The sequence below is a fragment of the Desertimonas flava genome (assembly GCF_003426815.1).
GTDB lineage: Bacteria > Actinomycetota > Acidimicrobiia > Acidimicrobiales > Ilumatobacteraceae > Desertimonas > Desertimonas flava.
Map to the genome: position 1 here is coordinate 168,703 of NZ_QKYK01000001.1, position 18,309 is coordinate 187,011.

Annotated in this window: 19 protein-coding genes; 3 read left to right on the forward strand and 16 right to left on the reverse strand. The window is 69.5% G+C overall.

Annotation, left to right across the window (positions count from 1 at the left end):
• Positions 1 to 28: 28 nt before the first annotated feature.
• The 6 genes from DN771_RS00810 to DN771_RS00835 form a co-directional block, all read right to left on the reverse strand.
• Entirely contained in the window at positions 29 to 862 is an 834-nt protein-coding gene (locus DN771_RS00810; protein WP_116995424.1) for a metal ABC transporter permease, read from the reverse strand.
• Complete coding sequence (locus tag DN771_RS00815) at positions 855 to 1,691, reverse strand: metal ABC transporter ATP-binding protein (protein WP_227462236.1); 837 nt, start codon at positions 1,689 to 1,691, stop codon at positions 855 to 857. Before DN771_RS00815 ends, DN771_RS00810 begins: the two co-directional genes overlap by 8 nt.
• A complete protein-coding gene (locus DN771_RS00820; protein WP_116995425.1) occupies positions 1,688 to 2,689 on the reverse strand; it encodes a metal ABC transporter substrate-binding protein in 1,002 nt (333 codons plus the stop codon). Before DN771_RS00820 ends, DN771_RS00815 begins: the two co-directional genes overlap by 4 nt.
• A gap of 64 nt (positions 2,690 to 2,753) precedes the next feature.
• On the reverse strand, positions 2,754 to 3,227 hold the full coding sequence (locus DN771_RS00825; RefSeq protein ID WP_116995426.1) for a Fur family transcriptional regulator: 474 nt from the start codon (positions 3,225 to 3,227) through the stop codon (positions 2,754 to 2,756).
• Between the two features lie 48 nt (positions 3,228 to 3,275).
• The gene (locus DN771_RS00830; RefSeq protein ID WP_205528351.1) at positions 3,276 to 3,968 is read right to left on the reverse strand and encodes a DNA alkylation repair protein; all 693 of its coding nucleotides are present in this window, start codon (positions 3,966 to 3,968) and stop codon (positions 3,276 to 3,278) included.
• 183 nt (positions 3,969 to 4,151) lie between these two features.
• Positions 4,152 to 4,607 (reverse strand): Hsp20/alpha crystallin family protein, encoded by a 456-nt coding sequence (locus DN771_RS00835; protein ID WP_116995753.1) that lies wholly within the window; start codon positions 4,605 to 4,607, stop codon positions 4,152 to 4,154.
• Positions 4,608 to 4,724: 117 nt separating this feature from the next.
• On the opposite strand from DN771_RS00835, the gene DN771_RS00840 reads away from it, so the two are divergent.
• Positions 4,725 to 5,285, forward strand: coding sequence for a TetR/AcrR family transcriptional regulator (locus tag DN771_RS00840; protein ID WP_116995427.1), 561 nt, complete (start codon positions 4,725 to 4,727; stop codon positions 5,283 to 5,285).
• 16 nt (positions 5,286 to 5,301) lie between these two features.
• Here the strand turns inward: DN771_RS00840 and DN771_RS00845 are convergent, their stop codons facing one another.
• The 6 genes from DN771_RS00845 to DN771_RS00875 form a co-directional block, all read right to left on the reverse strand.
• Entirely contained in the window at positions 5,302 to 6,270 is a 969-nt protein-coding gene (locus DN771_RS00845) for a TIGR03557 family F420-dependent LLM class oxidoreductase (RefSeq protein WP_116995428.1), read from the reverse strand.
• Positions 6,263 to 6,937 (reverse strand): CBS domain-containing protein, encoded by a 675-nt coding sequence (locus tag DN771_RS00850; protein WP_116995429.1) that lies wholly within the window; start codon positions 6,935 to 6,937, stop codon positions 6,263 to 6,265. Before DN771_RS00850 ends, DN771_RS00845 begins: the two co-directional genes overlap by 8 nt.
• Positions 6,938 to 7,144: 207 nt before the next feature.
• Entirely contained in the window at positions 7,145 to 7,555 is a 411-nt protein-coding gene (locus tag DN771_RS00860) for a hypothetical protein (protein WP_116995431.1), read from the reverse strand.
• Positions 7,556 to 7,611: 56 nt separating this feature from the next.
• Positions 7,612 to 8,811: a zinc-dependent alcohol dehydrogenase gene (locus tag DN771_RS00865; protein WP_116995432.1), complete on the reverse strand. Its 1,200-nt coding sequence runs from the start codon at positions 8,809 to 8,811 to the stop codon at positions 7,612 to 7,614.
• 84 nt (positions 8,812 to 8,895) lie between these two features.
• Positions 8,896 to 9,420, reverse strand: coding sequence for a hypothetical protein (locus DN771_RS00870; RefSeq protein WP_116995433.1), 525 nt, complete (start codon positions 9,418 to 9,420; stop codon positions 8,896 to 8,898).
• Positions 9,417 to 10,376, reverse strand: coding sequence for a TIGR03557 family F420-dependent LLM class oxidoreductase (locus DN771_RS00875; protein ID WP_116995434.1), 960 nt, complete (start codon positions 10,374 to 10,376; stop codon positions 9,417 to 9,419). Before DN771_RS00875 ends, DN771_RS00870 begins: the two co-directional genes overlap by 4 nt.
• A 251-nt stretch (positions 10,377 to 10,627) precedes the next feature.
• Between DN771_RS00875 and DN771_RS29095 the strand changes: the two genes are divergently transcribed.
• A complete protein-coding gene (locus tag DN771_RS29095) occupies positions 10,628 to 10,771 on the forward strand; it encodes a hypothetical protein (RefSeq protein WP_162941393.1) in 144 nt (47 codons plus the stop codon).
• Positions 10,772 to 10,781: 10 nt separating this feature from the next.
• Here the strand turns inward: DN771_RS29095 and treZ are convergent, their stop codons facing one another.
• The 4 genes from treZ to DN771_RS00895 are packed head-to-tail and all read right to left on the reverse strand — an operon-like array spanning position 10,782 to position 17,605.
• Positions 10,782 to 12,509, reverse strand: coding sequence for a malto-oligosyltrehalose trehalohydrolase (gene treZ, locus DN771_RS00880; RefSeq protein WP_116995435.1), 1,728 nt, complete (start codon positions 12,507 to 12,509; stop codon positions 10,782 to 10,784).
• The gene (gene treY, locus DN771_RS00885) at positions 12,506 to 15,010 is read right to left on the reverse strand and encodes a malto-oligosyltrehalose synthase (protein WP_205528352.1); all 2,505 of its coding nucleotides are present in this window, start codon (positions 15,008 to 15,010) and stop codon (positions 12,506 to 12,508) included. The genes treZ and treY overlap by 4 nt, the downstream gene beginning before the upstream one ends.
• A 25-nt stretch (positions 15,011 to 15,035) precedes the next feature.
• Positions 15,036 to 17,243 (reverse strand): glycogen debranching protein GlgX, encoded by a 2,208-nt coding sequence (gene glgX, locus DN771_RS00890; protein WP_116995437.1) that lies wholly within the window; start codon positions 17,241 to 17,243, stop codon positions 15,036 to 15,038.
• On the reverse strand, positions 17,240 to 17,605 hold the full coding sequence (locus DN771_RS00895) for an isoamylase early set domain-containing protein (protein WP_116995438.1): 366 nt from the start codon (positions 17,603 to 17,605) through the stop codon (positions 17,240 to 17,242). The genes glgX and DN771_RS00895 overlap by 4 nt, the downstream gene beginning before the upstream one ends.
• A gap of 115 nt (positions 17,606 to 17,720) precedes the next feature.
• Between DN771_RS00895 and DN771_RS00900 the strand changes: the two genes are divergently transcribed.
• The gene (locus DN771_RS00900; RefSeq protein ID WP_162941394.1) at positions 17,721 to 18,284 is read left to right on the forward strand and encodes a histidine phosphatase family protein; all 564 of its coding nucleotides are present in this window, start codon (positions 17,721 to 17,723) and stop codon (positions 18,282 to 18,284) included.
• Positions 18,285 to 18,309 lie beyond the last annotated feature (25 nt).

Sequence of the window (18,309 nt, forward strand, 5' to 3'; positions counted from 1 at the left end):
GTACCCAGAGAACCGGTCGGTCAATGCCTCACGGACGAGCGCGGCGACGGGCGAGACGCTCACCTCGGGCGACGAACGCGACGGCGAACCCGATGGCCCCGACGAGCACGATCGCCGGCCCGGACTGGATGTCGAGGTGGTAGCTGACGTTCATCCCGATGAACCCCGTGGACGCGCCGATCGCTCCGGACAGTGGGAGCAGGCGGCGGAACGAGTCGGTGAGCATCCTGGCGGTCGTCGCCGGGATGACGATCGTCGCGGCGATGAGCGTCACGCCCAGTACCTGCATCGTGGCGAGGATCGTCGCCGCGAGCACGAGCATCAACAGGGCTTCCACCCGCGCCGTCGGCACGCCCGACGCCGCCGCGACCTCGGGATCGAACGTGGTGAAGAGCAGCGGTCGGTACCCGACGAGGAGCACGGCGCACACCACCACGGTCACGGCGGCGATCGCCCAGACGTCCTCGGTGCCGACGCCGAGGATGCTGCCGAACAGGGCCGACTCGAAGTTCTGACCTCGCCGACCGAACATGGCGAACAGCGCCAGGCCGAGCGCGAACGACGCGGTCGTGATCACGCCGATCGCGGCGTCGGCGCGGATCGTCCGCCGTCTCGTCACGCCGTTGATCATCAACGCCGAGACGACTCCCCACACGCCGGCGCCGAGCGCGAAGTTCACACCGAGCAGGGCGCTCGCCGCGTAGCCGCCGAACATCGCGTGCGAGAGTCCGTGACCGATGTAGCTCATCCCCTTGAGCACCACGTACACGCCGACGAGCCCACACAGCCAACCGGCCAGCGTGGCCACGATCACACCGTTGCGGAAGAACTCGAACTCGTACGGGCGGAGGAGCTCACCCATGTCGTGCCGTCGCCGCCGACTGGTGCGCGTCGCCGGGCTCGTGACCGAAGCCGATCTGATGACGGTCGACGACGACGCGCATGCCGAGGTGCTCGAGGATCTCCATGCGCGCACCGAAGGTCCGCTCGAGCACGTCCGGGACGAGGACGTCCCCCGGCGCTCCGACGCCCACGATCGTGGCGTTGAGACAGATGAGGTGCGGCAGGTGGGCGGCGATCCCGTTGAGATCGTGCGTCGTGAGGACCACGGCGAGGCCGTCGCGATGGAGGTCGGCGAGCAGATGCAACACCTCGTGCCGCGTCGCGACGTCGACACCGGACGTCGGCTCGTCCATCACGAGGAGGTGAGGGCGGCCGAGGAACGCCCGGGCGATGAACACCCGCTGCTGTTGGCCACCCGACAGGCTGCGGATGTGTCGATCGGCGAGATGGCCGATCGACAGACGCTCGAGCACGTCGTCCACCTCCGCCCGCTCCCGTCGGTTCGGCCATGGCAGCAGGCGGCCCCGGGTCCGCGCCATGAGCACACACTCGGCGACGGTGACGGGGAAGCTCCAGTCGACCGTGTCCACCTGGGGCACGTAGCCGAGCCGTAGGCCGTCACGGCGGCGCACGGTGCCGGCGCTTGGCCGAACCGTGCCGAGCACGACGCGCAGCAACGTGGTCTTGCCGGCGCCCGACGGTCCGACGATCCCGGAGAACTGATCGGCGCCGATGACGAGGTCGACATCGCGGAGCACCGGCGCCGCTCCGTAGGAGCACGTCACGGCGTCGAGCCGGATCAGCGGCATCGCCGCCGGCGCCGCTGCCGAGTTGCCGCGCCCGCTCACTGCGGGTAGTCGGCCTCGTCGGGAGCGACGTTGCGAATGTCGAGGGCCCTCAGCGCGCCGGCGTCGCCGCCGAGCGCCTCGGTCATCGTGACGTAGTCGAACACCATCAAGCCGAGCCAGGAGTGCTCGGCGTCGCCCGGCTCGCCCGGAAGGTCGTCGTCGCGGAGGACGTCGACGTACTCGACGCCGGCCTCCTCGCCGATCTGTTCGAGGACGGGACTCGGGAAGACCTCGGACCCGAAGATGGCCGGCACCTGCTCGGCTCGGATCTGCTCGATGAGATCGGCGACCTCGCGTGGCGTCGGGTCCTCGAAGTCGGACACCTGGATGGCGCCCACGATCTCCCAGTCGTAGTCGGCGGCGAAGTAGGCGTAGGCGTCGTGGTAGGTGATGAGCTTGCGCACCGGCACGGTCGCGAATGCCTCCCGCATCGCCGCGTCGAGCTCGTCGATCACGTCGGCGAAGGCGTCGTAGTTGGCGGCGTAGTAGTCGGCGTTGGCCGGGTCGCGTTCAGCCATGTCGGCGGCGACGATCTCGGCGTAGCGGACGGCGAGCAGGGGATCGGTCCACAGATGGGGGTTGGGCTTGCCGTCGCGCTCGGGGAACGAGAAGTCGAAGATGTACTCGTCCTCGGTGATCGTCCGATCACCGAGCTCGACGAGGCCCGCGCCGTCGCGCAGGTGCTCCTCGGCGAGTTGCCGGGTCGGCTCCTCGAGCATCAGCCCGTTGAGGTACACGACGTCGGCCTCCGACAGCAGTTCTGCGACGCTGGGACGGGGCTCGAACGTGTGGGAGTTCGTCCCCTCGGGAACGATCCCGCGAACGTCGGCGCGGTCACCCACGATGTTGGCGACGATGCTCGTGATCGGGGCCACGGTCGTGGCGACGAGCAGGCGAGCGGTCGGCTCGGTGGTCTCGGCGGATGCGCCGCCGGTGACCGTGACGGGCACGACCGCTGCGGCGACGGCGAAGGCGGCGGTGGCGACAAAGCGGTGCATCGCCGAACATTACTGCGAAGAAGAGCTAATTGCGAAGGAGATGCATTAACGCCCAGGAGATGCATCAACGCGAGGTTGAGGTGGTGGGCAGCGCGGCCCGGCACCGTTCGCACCGGCCCGACACCGCCAGACGCGCCTGGTCGAGGTCGTAGCCGAACCGTCGTTGCAGCTCGCCGGTGAGCGATGACACGAGGTCGGGCGGGATGTCGACGACCGCTCCGCAGTCCTTGCACACCAGATGGTGATGGACGTGGTCGGTGAAGTGGTACACGGCGCCACCGGTGCCGAGGGCCATGCGGTCGAGTACACCGGCGACCTCGAGCGCGTCCAGCGTGCGGTACACGGTCGACAGGTGGATGTGCGGGTGCTGGGCCTGCACCGCCGCCGCCAACTCGTCGGCGTTCAAGTGGTGGTCGCCGGCAGCCAACAGCGCCTGGACGATCGCCCGGCGACCGGTGGTGAGCCGGCCACTACTGCCCTTCAGCCGGCTGAGGATCTCGTCGACGCGGGCGTCGTCGGTATCGCCTGTGGTGGTCATCGCGAGCTGTCCCGCACGCCCTCACGATACGCGGGGCGAGCAGGGCGGCTACCCGAGGTGCTTGAGGGCCTCGCGACGCGAGAGCCCGGACATCGCGCGCTCGTGGGCGGCGACGAACTCCCGGACCCAGCCGGGATCGGTGCGTGCGTACTGGCGCAGGGCCCAGCCGATCGCCTTGCGGATGAAGAAGTCGCGATCGGTGAGATTGGCGACGATCGTCTCGGCGAGCAGGCCGGTGTCGGTGGCGGCATTGGCGTGGAGCTGGCAGATGATCGACGTCCGCCGGCGCCACAGGTCGGCGTCCACGCTCCAGGCGCGCATCGTCGGAGTGAGGTCCTCCCGGTGCGCGGCCAGCAATGGTTCGATGAGCGTGCCGGCCACGGTGTCGACGTGATCCCACCACGCCCCGGTCACGACGAAGTGGTCGTACAGCGGCATGCGGTCGAGCGTCTGGAATGGCCGGGCCGTTCGGTGGGCCGCGATGTCGAGGGCGAGGTATCGCTCCTCACGGTAGTGGGCGCCGTCCCAGAGGGTCGCGACGACGTGTTCCCAGTCGTCGATGCTGCTCCACGTGCGCCCGCTCAGTGTCTCGCGGACGAGGGCGCGGCGCAGTGGGCTGGGGACGCCCCGGAACGGCATCACCGACTTCATGTACGCCTGCATCTGCGGCGCACGTTGGGGATCACCGAGTCGAGCGAGGCCGGCTCGTAGCTCGATCGCCAGGTCGCTCGGCACGGGCACGGCGAGAGCGTAGGGGCAGCGCGTGCTGCCCGATCACCCAACATGTGTGAGTTGGTGCCCGGACCGCCGCCGTGCCCGGTCGTGTGGGAACGACCGGGCATGTACCGCCGGGTGTGCGTCGGCCAGTCCGGGCACCAACCGATTCCGCGTTCCCGTAGCCAGGCGGGCTACGGGCGGGGCCGGCTACCCGGTCGCCACGGATTCGCTGTCGGCCGACTCCGCTTCGATGGCAGCCCGGCCCGCCGTGTTGATGGCGATCTTGCGGGGCTTGGCGATCTCGGCAACAGGGATTCGTAGCGTGAGGACGCCGTCGTGATAGTCGGCTTCGATCCGGTCGGAATCGAGCCCGTCGCCCAGGTGGACCTGGCGACGGAATGCGCCCCGGTGCCGTTCGCTGAGGTAGATCTGGTCGCCGTCTTGGCGATGCCAGCTGCGCTCGGCCGTCACGGTCAGCACGTTGCGCTCGACGTCGATGTCGATGCTGTCGGCGGCGACGCCCGGCAGGTCGATGTGGACCCAGAGATCGTCGCCCCGCTTGTAGGCATCCATCGGCATCGGCCGCTGTCCGGACGATCGACCGGCGAGCTGGTCGAACCAGGCGTTGATGTCACGGAACGAGTCGTTCTGTAGCAGCATCATGGTCACCTCCTGAGGGATTTGGTGCTACACAACCTCTCGGTGACAAGTATTCACCATTCGTGAAGTCATTGTCAATACATGTGACGGACTGTCTTGGCAGGTGTATGGTTGAGAGCCATGGGCAAAGTCCGTGTGCCGGCTGGAAGCGTCGTCGATGCCGCCGTCGAGCTCATCGACGAGCAGGGTTTCGAGGCCCTGAGTCTGTCGGCGGTCGCCGCGGTGCTCGGCGTACGCCCGTCCGCGCTGTACAACCACGTCGAATCGCTCGACGATCTCCGCAGTCGTGTCGCGGTCACGGCGACCGAGCGGTTGACCGACGCGATCAGCACGGCAGCGATGGGGGTCGCCGGGCTCGCCGCCATGCGGGCCGTGGCCGAGGCGTACCGGGCGTTTGCCGTCGACCATCCAGGTCAGTACTCCGCCCTGCTGCGCTCGTCGCCGTCGACAGGCGAGCTCGACCGCGCGAACGCCCGGCTGCATGAGGTCTTCGTGAGTGTGTACAAGGGCGCCGGTCTCGTCGGCGCCGACGCCGAGACTGCCGCGCGCCGCGCTCGACAGACCGTGCACGGTTACGTCACGCTGCAGCACGCCGGTGCCGGCGGCGCCGACCACGCGATGTTCGATCAGCTCGTCGAGGGGTTCGGCCGGATCCTCGCACCGTCATCCGCCGACGACTGACGGAGTGCCACGAGGCTCATCGCTCGAAATGGGGCAGCAGTTCGTCGGCGGCGAGAGCCGCGAGACGCGCCTGGTCGGGGCCGATCTGGTGCAGGTACACCGTGTCGTATCCAGCAGCGACGAATCGATCGATCGCGGCGACGACGGGTGTCGCACCGGTCGCGCACACGACGGTCCGTTCGATCGCCTCCGGCCTGAGACCCTGCGCCGCGGCCTCGATGTGCTCCGGACGAGCCAACTCGGTGAGGAGCGGGGTGGCGACGGCGCCGTTCGGCCAGTAATGCCACGCTTGGGAGCGGGCGGCCTCGACACTGTCGGCCAGGCTCACGTGGACCTGGGCGATCGCCGGACCGGTGCCCCCCGTGCCACGGTAGACGTCGACGAGTGATGCATCGGCCGACACCGAGATCAACCCGTCGCCGAGTGTGCTGGCGACGCGAGCGGACCGCGGACCTGCGGCCGCCACGTAGATGGGCGGCGGAGTGGCGGGACGCTCCTGCAGCTCGAACCGCTCGACCGTCCACGAGCGGTTCTCGATGTTGACCTGACCTCCCTTCCAGACCTCACGGACGATCTCGATGGCATCCTGCAATCGCCGGCGCCGCTCGCCCGGGCGCGGCCAGTGGCCGCCGAACGCTTGCTCGTTGAGCCGTTCGCCGGTTCCGACCCCGAGGAAGAACCGGCCTTCGAGGAGGATGGCAGCGGTCGCCGCTGCGTGAGCCACCATCACGGGGTGGGATCGGTGCACCATCGCGGTGACGCCGGTACCGACCTCGAGGCGATCGGTCGACGCCGCGATGGCCCCGATCGTCGTCCAGACGTGTCCGGCGTGCCCCTGCGAGACCGCCCAGGGCTGGAGGTGGTCGGAGATCATCGCCGTCGTGAAGCCGGCTCGCTCGGCGAGCTCGGCGTCCGCGACGAGCTCGCGTGGGCTGCGTTCCTCGCTGGACAGCCACCAACCGAGGCGAACGCGCTGACTAGACATGCAGCTCGGCCACGACGGCGAGTCCGAGCAGCGTGCCGTTGACTGCGGTGACGAAGACGTGGGCCAGACCGTCGTCCTCGAGTTGCCGGACGGCCTCCTCGACACGGAGCTCGGGCCGGATCGTCGCGGGCGCCGGGATCATCACGTCGGCAACCGGAGTGTCGGGTGCGAGCGTGCGGGCCGTGGGTTGGAGCGCCCCGAGCAACACGCCGTCGTCGCTCACCACCGCGGTCGGCAACCCGTCGTCTGCGAGCCGGGACACCTGGGCGATCGTGTCGTCGACACCTACGGTGGCGGCCGGCCGGAGGTAGTGGGAGAGCCGGCGCCGGTCCCCGACGGTGCCCTCGGTGGGCAGGCCCTGAGCCGTCCACGCAGCGCGTCCCCCGATGAGGTCGTGCACGTGGGTGAAGCCGAGCTGGACGAGACGGCGGCACATCCGGGCGCTGAGATCACAATGCTGGTCGAAGCAGTACACGAGCAGCTGCTCGTCTCGCGCGATGTCGGCGACCTCCCCGGGCGAGAAGCTCTCGAGTGGTTGCGATCGAGCGCCGGGCAGGCGCTCCTGGCGCCAGATCGACTCGGGCAAGGCGTCGAACACCGTGATCCCGGCCGCGATCAAGCGTTCGGCCTCCAGTGCGTCGACCCGCGTGATCGGGGGTGTCGTCACGACGAGCTCGATCAGCCGGGCTCGTTGGGCTCGGGGACTTCGGCAGACGTCTCGTCGTCGACGTAGTTGCCGGGTGCATCGGGGTCGACGCGGCGCGAACGCTCCCGGCGATCATCGCCCTCCGGCGTGGGGCTCGTGTCCGTCTCGTTCGAGCTGTCTGGTGGCTGTACCTGTTCGGGTGTCACGTCGCGGACGTACCCGGCCTCGTCACCGGGCAACCGGCGGCGCGTCGTCGGATGTCTCACCCGGGGCCATGTGCGCCGGCAGATCGTCGTCGCCCCGGCGATCGCGAAGCGCTCGGAGGATGTCGCTGTCCTCTGCGGCCGACGCCGGACCGTACCCGAGGGCGACCGTGCCCCGGCTCCCGCACTCCGGACATGTCAGGGCGACCACGGCCAGCATGTCGTCGGGGTCGGAAGCGCCTTCGAGGCGGCGGAGCGACGACATCGTCACCTCCGACGGATCGAGGTGCGTGTGACACGACCCGCACTCGAGCTGACCGTCGGGGGTCGCGCCGAAGCTGGCATCGAAGCCCTCACGTGCGTACGCGGTGATGATGTCGGTCAGGGTCGAACCCTCGTCGCCCGGCACCGATTCTGCGAGATTCGAGTTGTCCATGGGAGCGCCTTTCGTCGGCGTTCAACTACCCAATCCGTCGGCGGGACAACGGCCGGTCAGCTCGATCCCGGGCGGAAGACGACCTTCACGGCGCCGTCCTTCTTGGCCTGGAACATCTCGTACGCACTGGACGCCTCGTCGAGTGGGAGGTGGTGCGTGGCGAACCCGTCGACGCCGAGGGGATCGGCGTCGGTGAGCAGCGGCAGGATGTCGTCGACCCAGCGACGCACGTTGGCCTGGCCCATCCGGAGCGTGACCTGCTTGTCGAACATCGTCATCATCGGAAGCGGGTCGGTCATGCCGCCGTAGACCCCGATGATCGACACGGTGCCGCCCCGGCGGACGAGCTCGATCGCCGTGTGGAGCGCGGCGAGGCGGTCGACGCCGGCCTTCATCATCAGCTTCTCACTGAGCGCGTTGGGCATCAGCGCGGTGAGCTTCTGGGCAGCCGATGCAGCCGGCGACCCGTGGGCCTCCATGCCGACGGCGTCGATGACCGCATCCGGCCCGCGCCCGTCGGTGAGCTCCCGCACGGCCAGCGCGAGATCCTCGTCGCCGTCGAAGTCGCGGAGGTCGAGGGCGTGAACTCCTCGCTCGCGGGCACGGTCGAGGCGCTCGTCGACGAGGTCGATGCCGATCACCGTGCCGGCACCGCGCTGGGCGGCGACCCGTGCGCACATGTCGCCGATCGGACCCAGCCCGAGGACGGCGACGGAACCGCCGGTGGGAATCGCCGCGTAGTCCACCGCCTGCCACGCCGTGGGGAGCACGTCCGACAGGAAGAGGAACCGATCATCGGGTGGTCCCTCGGGCACGACGATCGGTCCGTAGTCGGCGTGGGGGACCCGCAGCAGTTCGGCCTGTCCGCCGGGGACCTGGCCGTAGAGCTTGGTGTAGCCGAAGAGGCATGCTCCGGTCCCGTGGTCGTGCACCTGGGTGGTCTCGCATTGCGACTGCAGACCGGACCGGCACATCAGGCACCGGCCGCAGGAGATGTTGAAGGGCACGACCACGCGGTCGCCCACCTTCAGGTTGCCGACGTCCGGCCCGACCTCCTCGACGATGCCCATCGGCTCGTGGCCGAGCACGTCTCCCGACGTCATGAATGGCGCCAGGACGGTGTAGAGGTGGAGGTCCGATCCGCACAGTCCGCTGCTCGTCACGCGGATCACCGCATCGTTGGGCTGCTCGATCCGGGGATCGGGGACCGTCTCGGTCCGCACGTCACGGCGTCCGTGCCATACCACTGCTTGCATCTCCGGCCTCCTTCGTCCCTGACGCTTCGGCGGTCCACGCCGGACGTGGCCCCGCGTACCCGATGTGGTCGCCGGGCAACCGAGTCAGTCGGTGCGTGCCGGTCCGAACGCTTCGGCGGTCGCCCGCTCGTGCAGCTCCATGAGCCGGAACAGCTGGTTCGCCGTCCGTTGCTCGAGCTCGTCCAGCTCGGTCTCCGACGAGGTGACGTCTCCACGAGGCGTGGAGACCCGGAGCGTACGCCAGAGGTGGCCTTTGGTCGAGACCCCGGCGGCGAGGGTCTCGAGCTCGACGACGCGGCTCGATGGTGAGTACGTGACGATCCGTCCGTTGGCCTTGAGCCTGGCGAACGCCTCGGAAACCGCACCCAGCGCGGCTTTGGTACGACTCGGTGTCACCCCGAGACGGCTCATGATCGCCCGCAGCTCCTCGCGGTCCTCACCGATCTCCCGTTCCACGTCGGCGAGCGTCGCTTCGTAGGCGGTCCCAGCGTTGTTGCGACGGCACCTCGCGGCGAGCGCGAGTCCGGCGGTCGAACCGGCCCAGTGGTCCCTGAGGTAGATGGCAAGGAGACGCGACTCGTCGGCGTCGCCGCGGCGGACGGTCCTCATGAGAGCTCGGCGAGCCGGTCCGCCAGCTCGCTCTTGTAGATGTCGAAGAAGCCGCGCTGGTCGGGCCCGACCTGGCTGACGTAGAGGCGATCGAAGCCGGCGTCGGCGTACGCGCGGGCCGCTTCGACGATGCGATCGATGTCAGGGCCACACGGCATCGACTCGGCGACTGCGTCGACCGTCACGAGTGACGCCGCCTGGTCGAAGTGGGCAGGCGAACGCAGTTCCTGGGACAGCTCGCCAGGCACGCCGCTCGTTCGCCACAGTCGATGGGCGAGCTCGGCGCACTCCCGCTCGTCGGGGCCCCAGCACACCTTGAGACCGGCGCTGGCCGGTCCCCGGCCGCCCTCGGCCCGATACTGGTCGACCAGGTCGCCATCAGGCGAGGTCGACACGTAGCCGTCGGCGATACGGGCGGCGAGCGCCGTCGCCTTGGGGCCGAACCCGCTCACGTGCACGTCGGGCGGTTCCTCCGGGAGCGTGTAGATGCGGGCGTTGTCGACGCGGTAGTGGGTGCCGCGATGCGTGACCTCGTCGCCGGTCCACAGGCGCCGCATCACGTCGACGGCTTCCTCGAGCATGTCGAGGCGATCGTCGGTGATGGGCCAGTGGTCACCGAGGATGTGCTCGTTGAGGTTCTCGCCTGAGCCGACGCCGAGCTCGAACCGACCCTCGAGCATGACCGCACACGTGGCCGCGGCCTGGGCGATCACCGCCGGGTGGATCCGCATGGTCGGGCAGGTGACGGCCGTCGTGACGCGGAGATCGGTGCCGACGGCGATCCCCCCGATGACGGACCAGACGAACGCGCTGTGGCCCTGCTCGTCGACCCAGGGGTGGTAGTGGTCCGAGATCCACACCGACTGCATGCCGGCATCGGCCGCCATGCGGGCCTGATCGACCAGCTCGAGAGGGCCGTGCTCCTCGGACGACAGGAAGTAGCCGATCTCCATCACGCCGGACGTCCGTGTAGTTCGATGAATGCCATGCCTCGCCCGTACCCACGAGCGGGCGGATTCAGATGGTGCCGCGGTGTGCCGCCCCGGGGCGGGGCGCCAGGCCCACCCCCGGCGCGGTGCGGGTCTGTGAACGTGCACCGTGGGTACCCGACGGTGTGAGCAGCGAGCGAGCAACGGGGGCCGCTCCCAGCGGTGCAGACCCGTTCAACCTTCGAGTGGAACCCGATCGAGACGGCGGGTGGTGCGTCGTGCGCAACGTCGATGGCCGCCGACACGTGGTGAGCCGTCACCGCGACGAGGCCCAGGCCACCGCCGCCGCGGCGTCGATCAACGACACGTCGCGCAACGACATCGTCGGGCCCCGACGCAACGAGTCGTCACCGGGCGAGTGACGTCCGGGGATCATCGCTCTGGCCCGCTGAGCCGGCACAGCGCAGTCGCTCGCGGACCGAGCACGACGCCGCGACCGTCCGCCGCCGCTTCGGCGTCGTTGGTCAGGACGACTTCGGCCAGACCACCGTGGACGCCAGACGTCACGACGGTGGATGCCGTGTTCACGACGAGCAGCGCATCATCGCCGCGTCGAACCTGAAGAACGCCGCTGGGGGTGTCCAGCGATGCTCGGGTGTCCGCCGGCCCGTCGGATCGCAAGGCCGGCCAGGCGCGGCGCAGTGCCACCAGGTGGCGGTACCAGTCGAGCATCGCCGCGTGCTCCGGCCCGGACAACTCGTCCCAGTCCAGCTGCGATCGGCGGAAGGTGTCAGCGGATTGCGGGTCGGGCACCTCGGTGGCGCTGAACGAGAACTCGGCACGGCGCCCGTCGCGCACGGCCGCCGCCACGTCGGGATCGGTGTGATCGGTGAAGTAGAGGAACGGCGCCGACGCCGCCCACTCCTCACCCTGGAACAGCATGGGCGTGAACGGCGCGGTGAGCACCAACGCCCCGGCTGCTTCGGCCCCGCGGCGACCGACGAGATGCGCGAGGCGTTCACCGGTGGCTCGGTTGCCGATCTGGTCGTGGTTCTGGACGTAGCCGAGGAACCGGTGCCGGGGGAGCTCGCCGACCGGACGTCCGTGCCGGCGTCGGCGGAACGACGAATGCGTGCCGTCGTGGACGAACACCTTCTCGAGTGAACGCGCGACATCCGCCCAGCCGTCGAAGTCGGCGAGGAACTCGTGACGCTCGCCGGTCAACGCCGTGTGGAGCGAGTGATGGAAGTCGTCGCTCCACGCGCCGTCGAGGCCGTAGCCGCCGACCTCCACGCCGGCGACCAGTCGAGGGTCGTTGAGATCGCTCTCGGCGATCACCAGCGCCTGCCGGCCCTGCTCGGCGGCCGCCCGGTGGACCACGTCCGCGATCTCCTCGAGGATGTGCGTGGCCGACCGGTCGAAGATGGCATGAACGGCGTCGAGCCGCAGCCCGTCGACGTGGTACGCGGTGATCCAGTGCCGGGCGTTGCCGACGACGAAGGCCCGCACCTCGTCGGAGTCCGGTCCGTCGAAGTTGACCGCCGCGCCCCACGGCGTGGGGACGGCGTCGGTGAAGTACGGACCGAGACGGTCGAGGTGGTTGCCGGTGGGGCCGAGGTGGTTGTAGACGACGTCGACGATCACACCGAGTCCGCGTGCATGACAGGCGTCCACGAGCCGCCGGAAATCGTCCGGAGCGCCGTAGCGATGATGGGGCGCCCACAGCAATGCCCCGTCGTAGCCCCACCCGTGCTCGCCCGGGAACGTCGCCAACGGCATCAGCTCGATGGCCGTCACGCCGAGGTCGACGAGGTGGTCGAGACGCTCGACAACGCCCGCGTAGGTGCCGGAGGGGCTGAACGTCCCGACGTGGAGTTCGTAGATCACGGCCGCCTCGAGGTCGAGGCCCTTCCAGTCGGCATCGGTCCAGACGAATCGATCGGGGCGGTCCGGTCGCGACGGCCCGTCCAGTCCGTGGGGCTGCCACGTCGAGCGGGGGTCGGGGATGCGGGTCCCGTCGACCACGAACCAGTAGTCGTCTCCGTCGTCGATGTCGCCACGCCACCACCCGTCGGCGTGCTGCTCGAGCGGGGCCTGGCGTCCGGACTGCTCGACGAGCACGAGACCGGCGCGTGGCGCCCACAGCGCGATCGGGATCATGTCCGGACGAGCAGGGCGACCGGGAATGGGTCGAACAGGCCGGCGACCCGAGCGGGGCCGCACACGGTGGTCGAATGGAAGACGTGGCGCCACGTGCCCGGTGGCAGCGCCAGGGCGGTGTCGCGCCAGCCGCCCTCGCGCTCGCGACGGACCGCGAGACGCGGCACGGCAACGACGACGTCGTCCCCGCGGGCGAAGGCGACGACGTGGTCGGATGCCGGTCCGGACGCGACCAGCGGTGTGTAGCCGGCGTCGGGCCCCCCGAAGCACTGGGCGTGCGTTCGTCTGGCGTCGAGGGCGGAGTGAACCACGGCCAGTTTGGCGAGGCCGGGATCGGCCGGATCGTCGAGCGTGGCGGCGAGCGCCTCCCCGTCGAGCGGGTTCGCCGACGACAGCTCCGTGAGCAGGGCCCGGCGCAGGTCGTAGTCCACCGGTCGCCGGTTGTCAGGGTCGACGAGATCGAGGGCCCACAACTCGGTGCCCTGGTACACGTCGGGCACGCCCGGCATGGTCAGCGCCAGCAGCTTCTGCACGAGCGAGTTGACACGACCCGGGACGAGCAGGCGGTGCCACCACGCCTCGAGCTGACCGGCGTACTCCTCGTTGGCGAGCAGTACGTCGACAAACTGGTGCACGGCTCCCTCGAACGTCTCGTCGGTGTCCAGCCACCGCGTGCGGCGCTTGGCTTCGCGGGTGGACTTCGTGAGGTACTCGTGCAGGCGGTCGGGCTCGATGGGGTACGACCCGACGAGCGTCTGGTGCACGAGGAGCTCGGCGGCCGGGTCGCGGGGTGCTGTGCTCGGCCACAGTTGGGCCCCCCGCTCGAGCCACTCGCTCGTCCACGCCGCCCATTCGTCGGCGAGCTCGGACAGCACCGCGAGGCGAGCCCGGACGTCCTCGGAGCGCTTGGTGTCGTGGGTCGACGTGGTGATCATCGAGCGAGGGCGGAGCGCGGACCGGTCGGCGGCGTTCTGGTGGAACGCGTCGACCCCGACGCCGAACCGTGCCGGATCGCACCCGACGTCGTTGAGCGCGACGAACCGCGTGAAGCGGTACAACGCCGTGTCCTCGATCCCCTTGGCCATGACCGGCCCGCTCGTCTGCTGGACGATCCGGGCGAGCTCGGCGAACTGCGGTGCCAGGGCTTGGCGGCCGCTGTCGGCGACGGTCGCGGCGAGGAGCTCGAGCAGGATCGACGACACCCCCGGGTGGTGCCGGATCGCCTGCTTGGCCGTCTCGTCGATGACGTGGCGGTCGTGCGCACTCACCGGCCGGGCCGGCCAGGTGTAGGTGCGGTACACCGGCATCTCGGCGAGGTAGGCCTTGACGACGGTCTCCGCCTCGGACAACGAGGGCCGTAGCCCGAGGTCGGTCGCGGCGGCGACGAGGGCTCGCGCCGCCCGCGTGATCTCGGGGACCAGCACCTCGTCCATCACCTGGACACGTGTCGCGCGGGTGAGGTCGGCGAACGTCTGGTGGCGGCCGATCGCCGACTCGTACACCTGGGTCAATGCCGGCTCGCCCTGGGGATCCACGAGGAGTCCCGTCAGTAGCGCGAGCGCCTCGTAACCTGTGGTGCCGTCGACCGGCCAGTCGTCGGGAAGCGCTTCGTCGTCCACGAGCACCTTCTCGGCGACGATCCAGGTGTTCGGCGCAACCTCGCGCAACCGCTGGAGGTAGCCCACGGGATCGGCCAGCCCGTCGGGATGATCGATGCGCAGCCCGTCGACCGCGCCGTCCTCCACCCAGCCCAGCACCAAGCGGTGCATCTCGTCGAACACGTCGGGGTCCTCGACCCTCACACCGACCAGCTGCGACACGTCGAAGAACCGGCGGTAGTTGAGCTGCCCGCCCTGCGACTGCCAGTCGACGAGGGCGTAGTGCTGGCGAGACAGCAGGTCGACGAGCTCTGCCCCTTCCGGGACCGAGCCGTCGGCGGGGACGGTGGCCGGATCGAGCGGATAGTGCGTGCCGGCCGCCTCGACCACCCATTCCTCACCGGGGCGCACCATCACGTGCCCGGCGGCCACGGCCTCGTCGAGCGTTCCGTCCAGCACCGGCAGGACCACTCTCCCGTGGAACTCGGCGTCGGCCCCGTTCCAGTCGATGTCGAAGAACGCAGCGAAGCGGCTGGCTCGTCCGAGGCGCAAGACGTCGCGCCACCACAGGTTGTCCACCGGGTCGGCCGCGAGATGGTTCGGCACGACGTCGACGACGAGGCCCAGGCCGCGGGCGGCCAGGGAATCGACGAGCGCCCGGTGGGCCGTGGCCCCGCCGAGCGAGCGGCTCACGATCGTCGGATCGACGGCGTCGTAGCCGTGCGTCGATCCCTCCGTCGCTTGCGACAACGGTGACGTGTACACGTGCGTGACACCCAGATCGGCGAGGTAGGTGGCTTGCGCGGCCACCGCCTCCAGGGTGTGGTCGGCATGTACCTGGACGCGATACGTCGCCCCGACGCGCCGGTTCGTCGAGCCCTGGCCTCCACTGTCTTCGCCCACACCAATCCTTCGTTCGAGTGCGCTGTCAACTACCCGGCGTGGCCGTACCGTCATGCCTCGTCTGCATGAACTCGACCGAAGAGTCGACCGTGAGGTCGGGCTCCGGCTGGGCAGCGGTCAGCTCGAGCGCCACCACCATCGACTTGGCGGCCACGTGGATGTGGGCGGCCGCGTCGAGGGGTTCACCTCCGTCGGTGCCCGAGGTGTCGACGACGACCTCCCAGCGCTCGCCGTGATGTTCATCGGGAAGGCGGAACGTCACCGTGTCGTCGTGCGCGTTGAGGAGGAGCACGACGTTCACGTCGTCGATGGGCTCTCCCTGCCGGTTCCGCTCGTTCATGCCTCGGCCGTTGACGAACATCCCCACCGAGCGGGCGACACCGGTGTCCCAGTCCTCCGGCGACATCTCGTTGCCGTCGGGCTGGAACCACCGGACGTCCGGTAGCGGCTCTCCCTCACCACGCGGCACCGGGCGCCCGTCGAAGAACCGCGACCGGCGGAACGTCGGGTGCGCCTTGCGCAGCGCCACGACGTGGGCGACGAAGTCGACGAGGGCCTCGTCCACCCGGTCCCATGCGACCCACGACAGCTCGGAGTCCTGGGCATACGTGTTGTTGTTGCCTCGCTGTGTTCGACCCAGCTCGTCACCGTGGACGAGCATGGGCACGCCCTGGGAGAGGAACAGCGTGGCGAGCAGATTGCGCTGCTGGCGGGCCCGCAGCGTGAGCACCTCCCGATCGTCGGTCGGACCCTCCACGCCGCAGTTCCACGACCGGTTGTGCGACTCTCCGTCGTTGCCGCCTTCACCGTTGTCCTCGTTGTGCTTGTCGTTGTACGAGACGAGGTCGGCGAGCGTGAAACCGTCGTGGGCGGTCACGAAGTTGATCGACGCGACCGGTCGACGCCCGCTGTGCTCGTAGAGGTCGGCCGAGCCGGTCAGGCGAGCGGCGAGCTCGCCGAGCGTGCCCGGCTCACCGCGCCAGAAGTCGCGGACCGTGTCGCGGTACTTGCCGTTCCATTCCGACCACTGCGGCGGGAAGCCGCCGACCTGGTAACCGCCCGGGCCGACGTCCCACGGCTCGGCGATCAGCTTCACCTGCGAGATCGTCGGGTCCTGCTGGACCATCTCGAAGAACGTCGACAAGCGGTCGACGTCGAAGAACTCGCGTGCGAGCGTGGACGCGAGGTCGAAGCGGAACCCGTCGACGTGCATCTCGAGCACCCAGTAGCGCAACGAGTCCATGATCAGTTGCATGGTGTGCGGGTGGCGAACGTTCAGCGAGTTGCCCGTGCCCGTGTAGTCCATGTAGTAGCGGGGATCGTCGTCGACGAGGCGGTAGTACGCCGCGTTGTCGAGCCCACGGAAGCTCAGCGTCGGACCGAGATGGTTGCCCTCGGCGGTGTGGTTGTAAACGACGTCCAAGATGACTTCGAGCCCCGCCTCGTGCAGAGCCCTCACCATCGCCTTGAACTCCTGCACCTGTTCGCCACGCTGTCCCGCTGCGGCGTATTCGTTGTGTGGGGCGAAGAACCCGATCGTGTTGTACCCCCAGTAGTTCCGCAATCCGCGGTCCAGCAGGACGCTGTCGTGGACGAACTGATGGACCGGCATCAGCTCGATCGCCGTCACCCCGATGCGCCGGTAGTGGTCGATCATCGCGGGGTGGGCGATCGCCGCATACGTGCCCCGGATCGCCTCGTCGATGTCGGGGTGCAGGTGCGTGAGGCCCTTGACATGGGCCTCGTAGACGATCGTGTCGGCGTAGCTCGTCGAAGGCGGTCGGTCATCACCCCAGTCGAAGTACGGGTTGGTGACGACGCCGAGCATCATGTGGCCGGCGGAGTCGTCGTCGTTGGGCGTGTCGGGATCGCCGAGCTGATAGGCGAACAGCGACGGGTCCCAGTCGACTCCGCCTTCCACCGCCTTGGCGTACGGGTCGAGCAGGAGCTTGTTGGGGTTGGCCCGCAGACCGCGGGCCGGGTCGTTGGGCCCCGTGACCCGGTACCCGTAGCGCTGTCCCGGCTGCACGTCGGGCAGGTAGGCGTGCCACACGCCGGCGTCGACGTCGACGAGCTCGACGCGGACCTCGTGGCGGTCGGCGTCGAGGAGGCAGAGATGGACGGCATCAGCCGACTCGCTGAACACGGCGAAGTTCGTGCCTCGACCGTCGAACGTGGCGCCGAGGGGATAGGGCGAACCCGGCCACGCCCTGGGATGTCCGTCGTTGGTCAACGGCGGCGCACGGAATCGTCGCTGCCGAACTCGTTCGGCACGTAGTCGTCGGCCTCGGGATCGTTGTCCCAGTGCTGCCCGTCGAAGAGGAACCGGTAGCGGTACTCGCGGCCGGGCGCCAACGAGACGGTGGTCTCGAAGTGATCGCCGACCCGGGTCATCGGCGTGGCCTCGGTGGACCAGTCGTTGAACTCGCCGACGACGACCGCGTTCTGCGCCCATTCCGCCGGGGCCGTGCGGAGCGTGACCGTCTCGCTGGTCTGGTCGTCGACCGCGGCGTCGGCGGCGGCGTCGGCGGCGTCAGCAGCGGATTCGCTGACGCTGTCGGTCGACTCGATGGATGCGGTGCGCTTCCTGGGCATGTCGTCTCCTGTCGCAAGTCCGCAGCGAGGGTCGGGCGGACGGTGGGGAGACCTCACTACCCACACACCTTTCCGGTCAGACCGACCAGTCCCCACCGCGCCGTACGGTGCAGGGATGCTGCTGCTCGTACGCCATGGTGAGACGGCCTCCAACGCTCGCGGTCACTTGCTGGGTCGCGCCGATCCACCGCTGAGCCCGACCGGACAGCGTCAGGCCGACGCGATGGCCATGTGGTTGCCGCCCGCCGACGTCGTGGTGTCGAGCCCGCTGATGCGCGCCCGGCAGACAGCTGCCGTCTTCGGCCGCCCCGTCACCGTTGACGAACGATGGATCGAGCGGGACTACGGGCCCTATGACGACGGCCCGCCCGACGCGCTGTCCGACGAGGAGTGGGCTCGCTGGCGATGCGACGAGGCGTTCACCCCGGACGGCATCGAGCCGGAGTCCTCGATCAGGCGCCGGGTGAATGCGGCCTGCGAGGAGTTGTCGGCCCAGGCGGCGTCGTCGGTCGTGATCGTCGTGAGTCACGTGAGCCCGATCAAGTCGGCGCTCGCGTGGGCGCTCGGCATCACGGGCACGTTGGCGTGGCGGCTCTTCGTCGAGGACGCCGGCGTCAGCCGCGTCGACATCACCGACGATGGCCCGGTCGTGCGGTGGTTCAACCGGGGCGGCCTGTGAGCGGCCGCCGCCCCCTCGCCGGCGC

Bases quoted from the DNA above. Each gene is read 5' to 3' on its own strand.
- DN771_RS00860 (WP_116995431.1), bottom strand. From the start codon at position 7,555: ATGGACAACTCGAATCTCGCAGAATCGGTGCCGGGCGACGAGGGTTCG.
- DN771_RS00820 (WP_116995425.1), bottom strand. From the start codon at position 2,689: ATGCACCGCTTTGTCGCCACCGCCGCCTTCGCCGTCGCCGCAGCGGTC.
- DN771_RS00840 (WP_116995427.1), top strand. From the start codon at position 4,725: ATGGGCAAAGTCCGTGTGCCGGCTGGAAGCGTCGTCGATGCCGCCGTC.
- DN771_RS00900 (WP_162941394.1), top strand. From the start codon at position 17,721: ATGCTGCTGCTCGTACGCCATGGTGAGACGGCCTCCAACGCTCGCGGT.
- DN771_RS00865 (WP_116995432.1), bottom strand. From the start codon at position 8,811: ATGCAAGCAGTGGTATGGCACGGACGCCGTGACGTGCGGACCGAGACG.
- treZ (WP_116995435.1), bottom strand. From the start codon at position 12,509: ATGATCCCGATCGCGCTGTGGGCGCCACGCGCCGGTCTCGTGCTCGTC.
- DN771_RS00835 (WP_116995753.1), bottom strand. From the start codon at position 4,607: ATGATGCTGCTACAGAACGACTCGTTCCGTGACATCAACGCCTGGTTC.
- DN771_RS00845 (WP_116995428.1), bottom strand. From the start codon at position 6,270: ATGTCTAGTCAGCGCGTTCGCCTCGGTTGGTGGCTGTCCAGCGAGGAA.
- DN771_RS00895 (WP_116995438.1), bottom strand. From the start codon at position 17,605: ATGCCCAGGAAGCGCACCGCATCCATCGAGTCGACCGACAGCGTCAGC.
- DN771_RS00870 (WP_116995433.1), bottom strand. From the start codon at position 9,420: ATGAGGACCGTCCGCCGCGGCGACGCCGACGAGTCGCGTCTCCTTGCC.
- DN771_RS00810 (WP_116995424.1), bottom strand. From the start codon at position 862: ATGGGTGAGCTCCTCCGCCCGTACGAGTTCGAGTTCTTCCGCAACGGT.
- DN771_RS00825 (WP_116995426.1), bottom strand. From the start codon at position 3,227: ATGACCACCACAGGCGATACCGACGACGCCCGCGTCGACGAGATCCTC.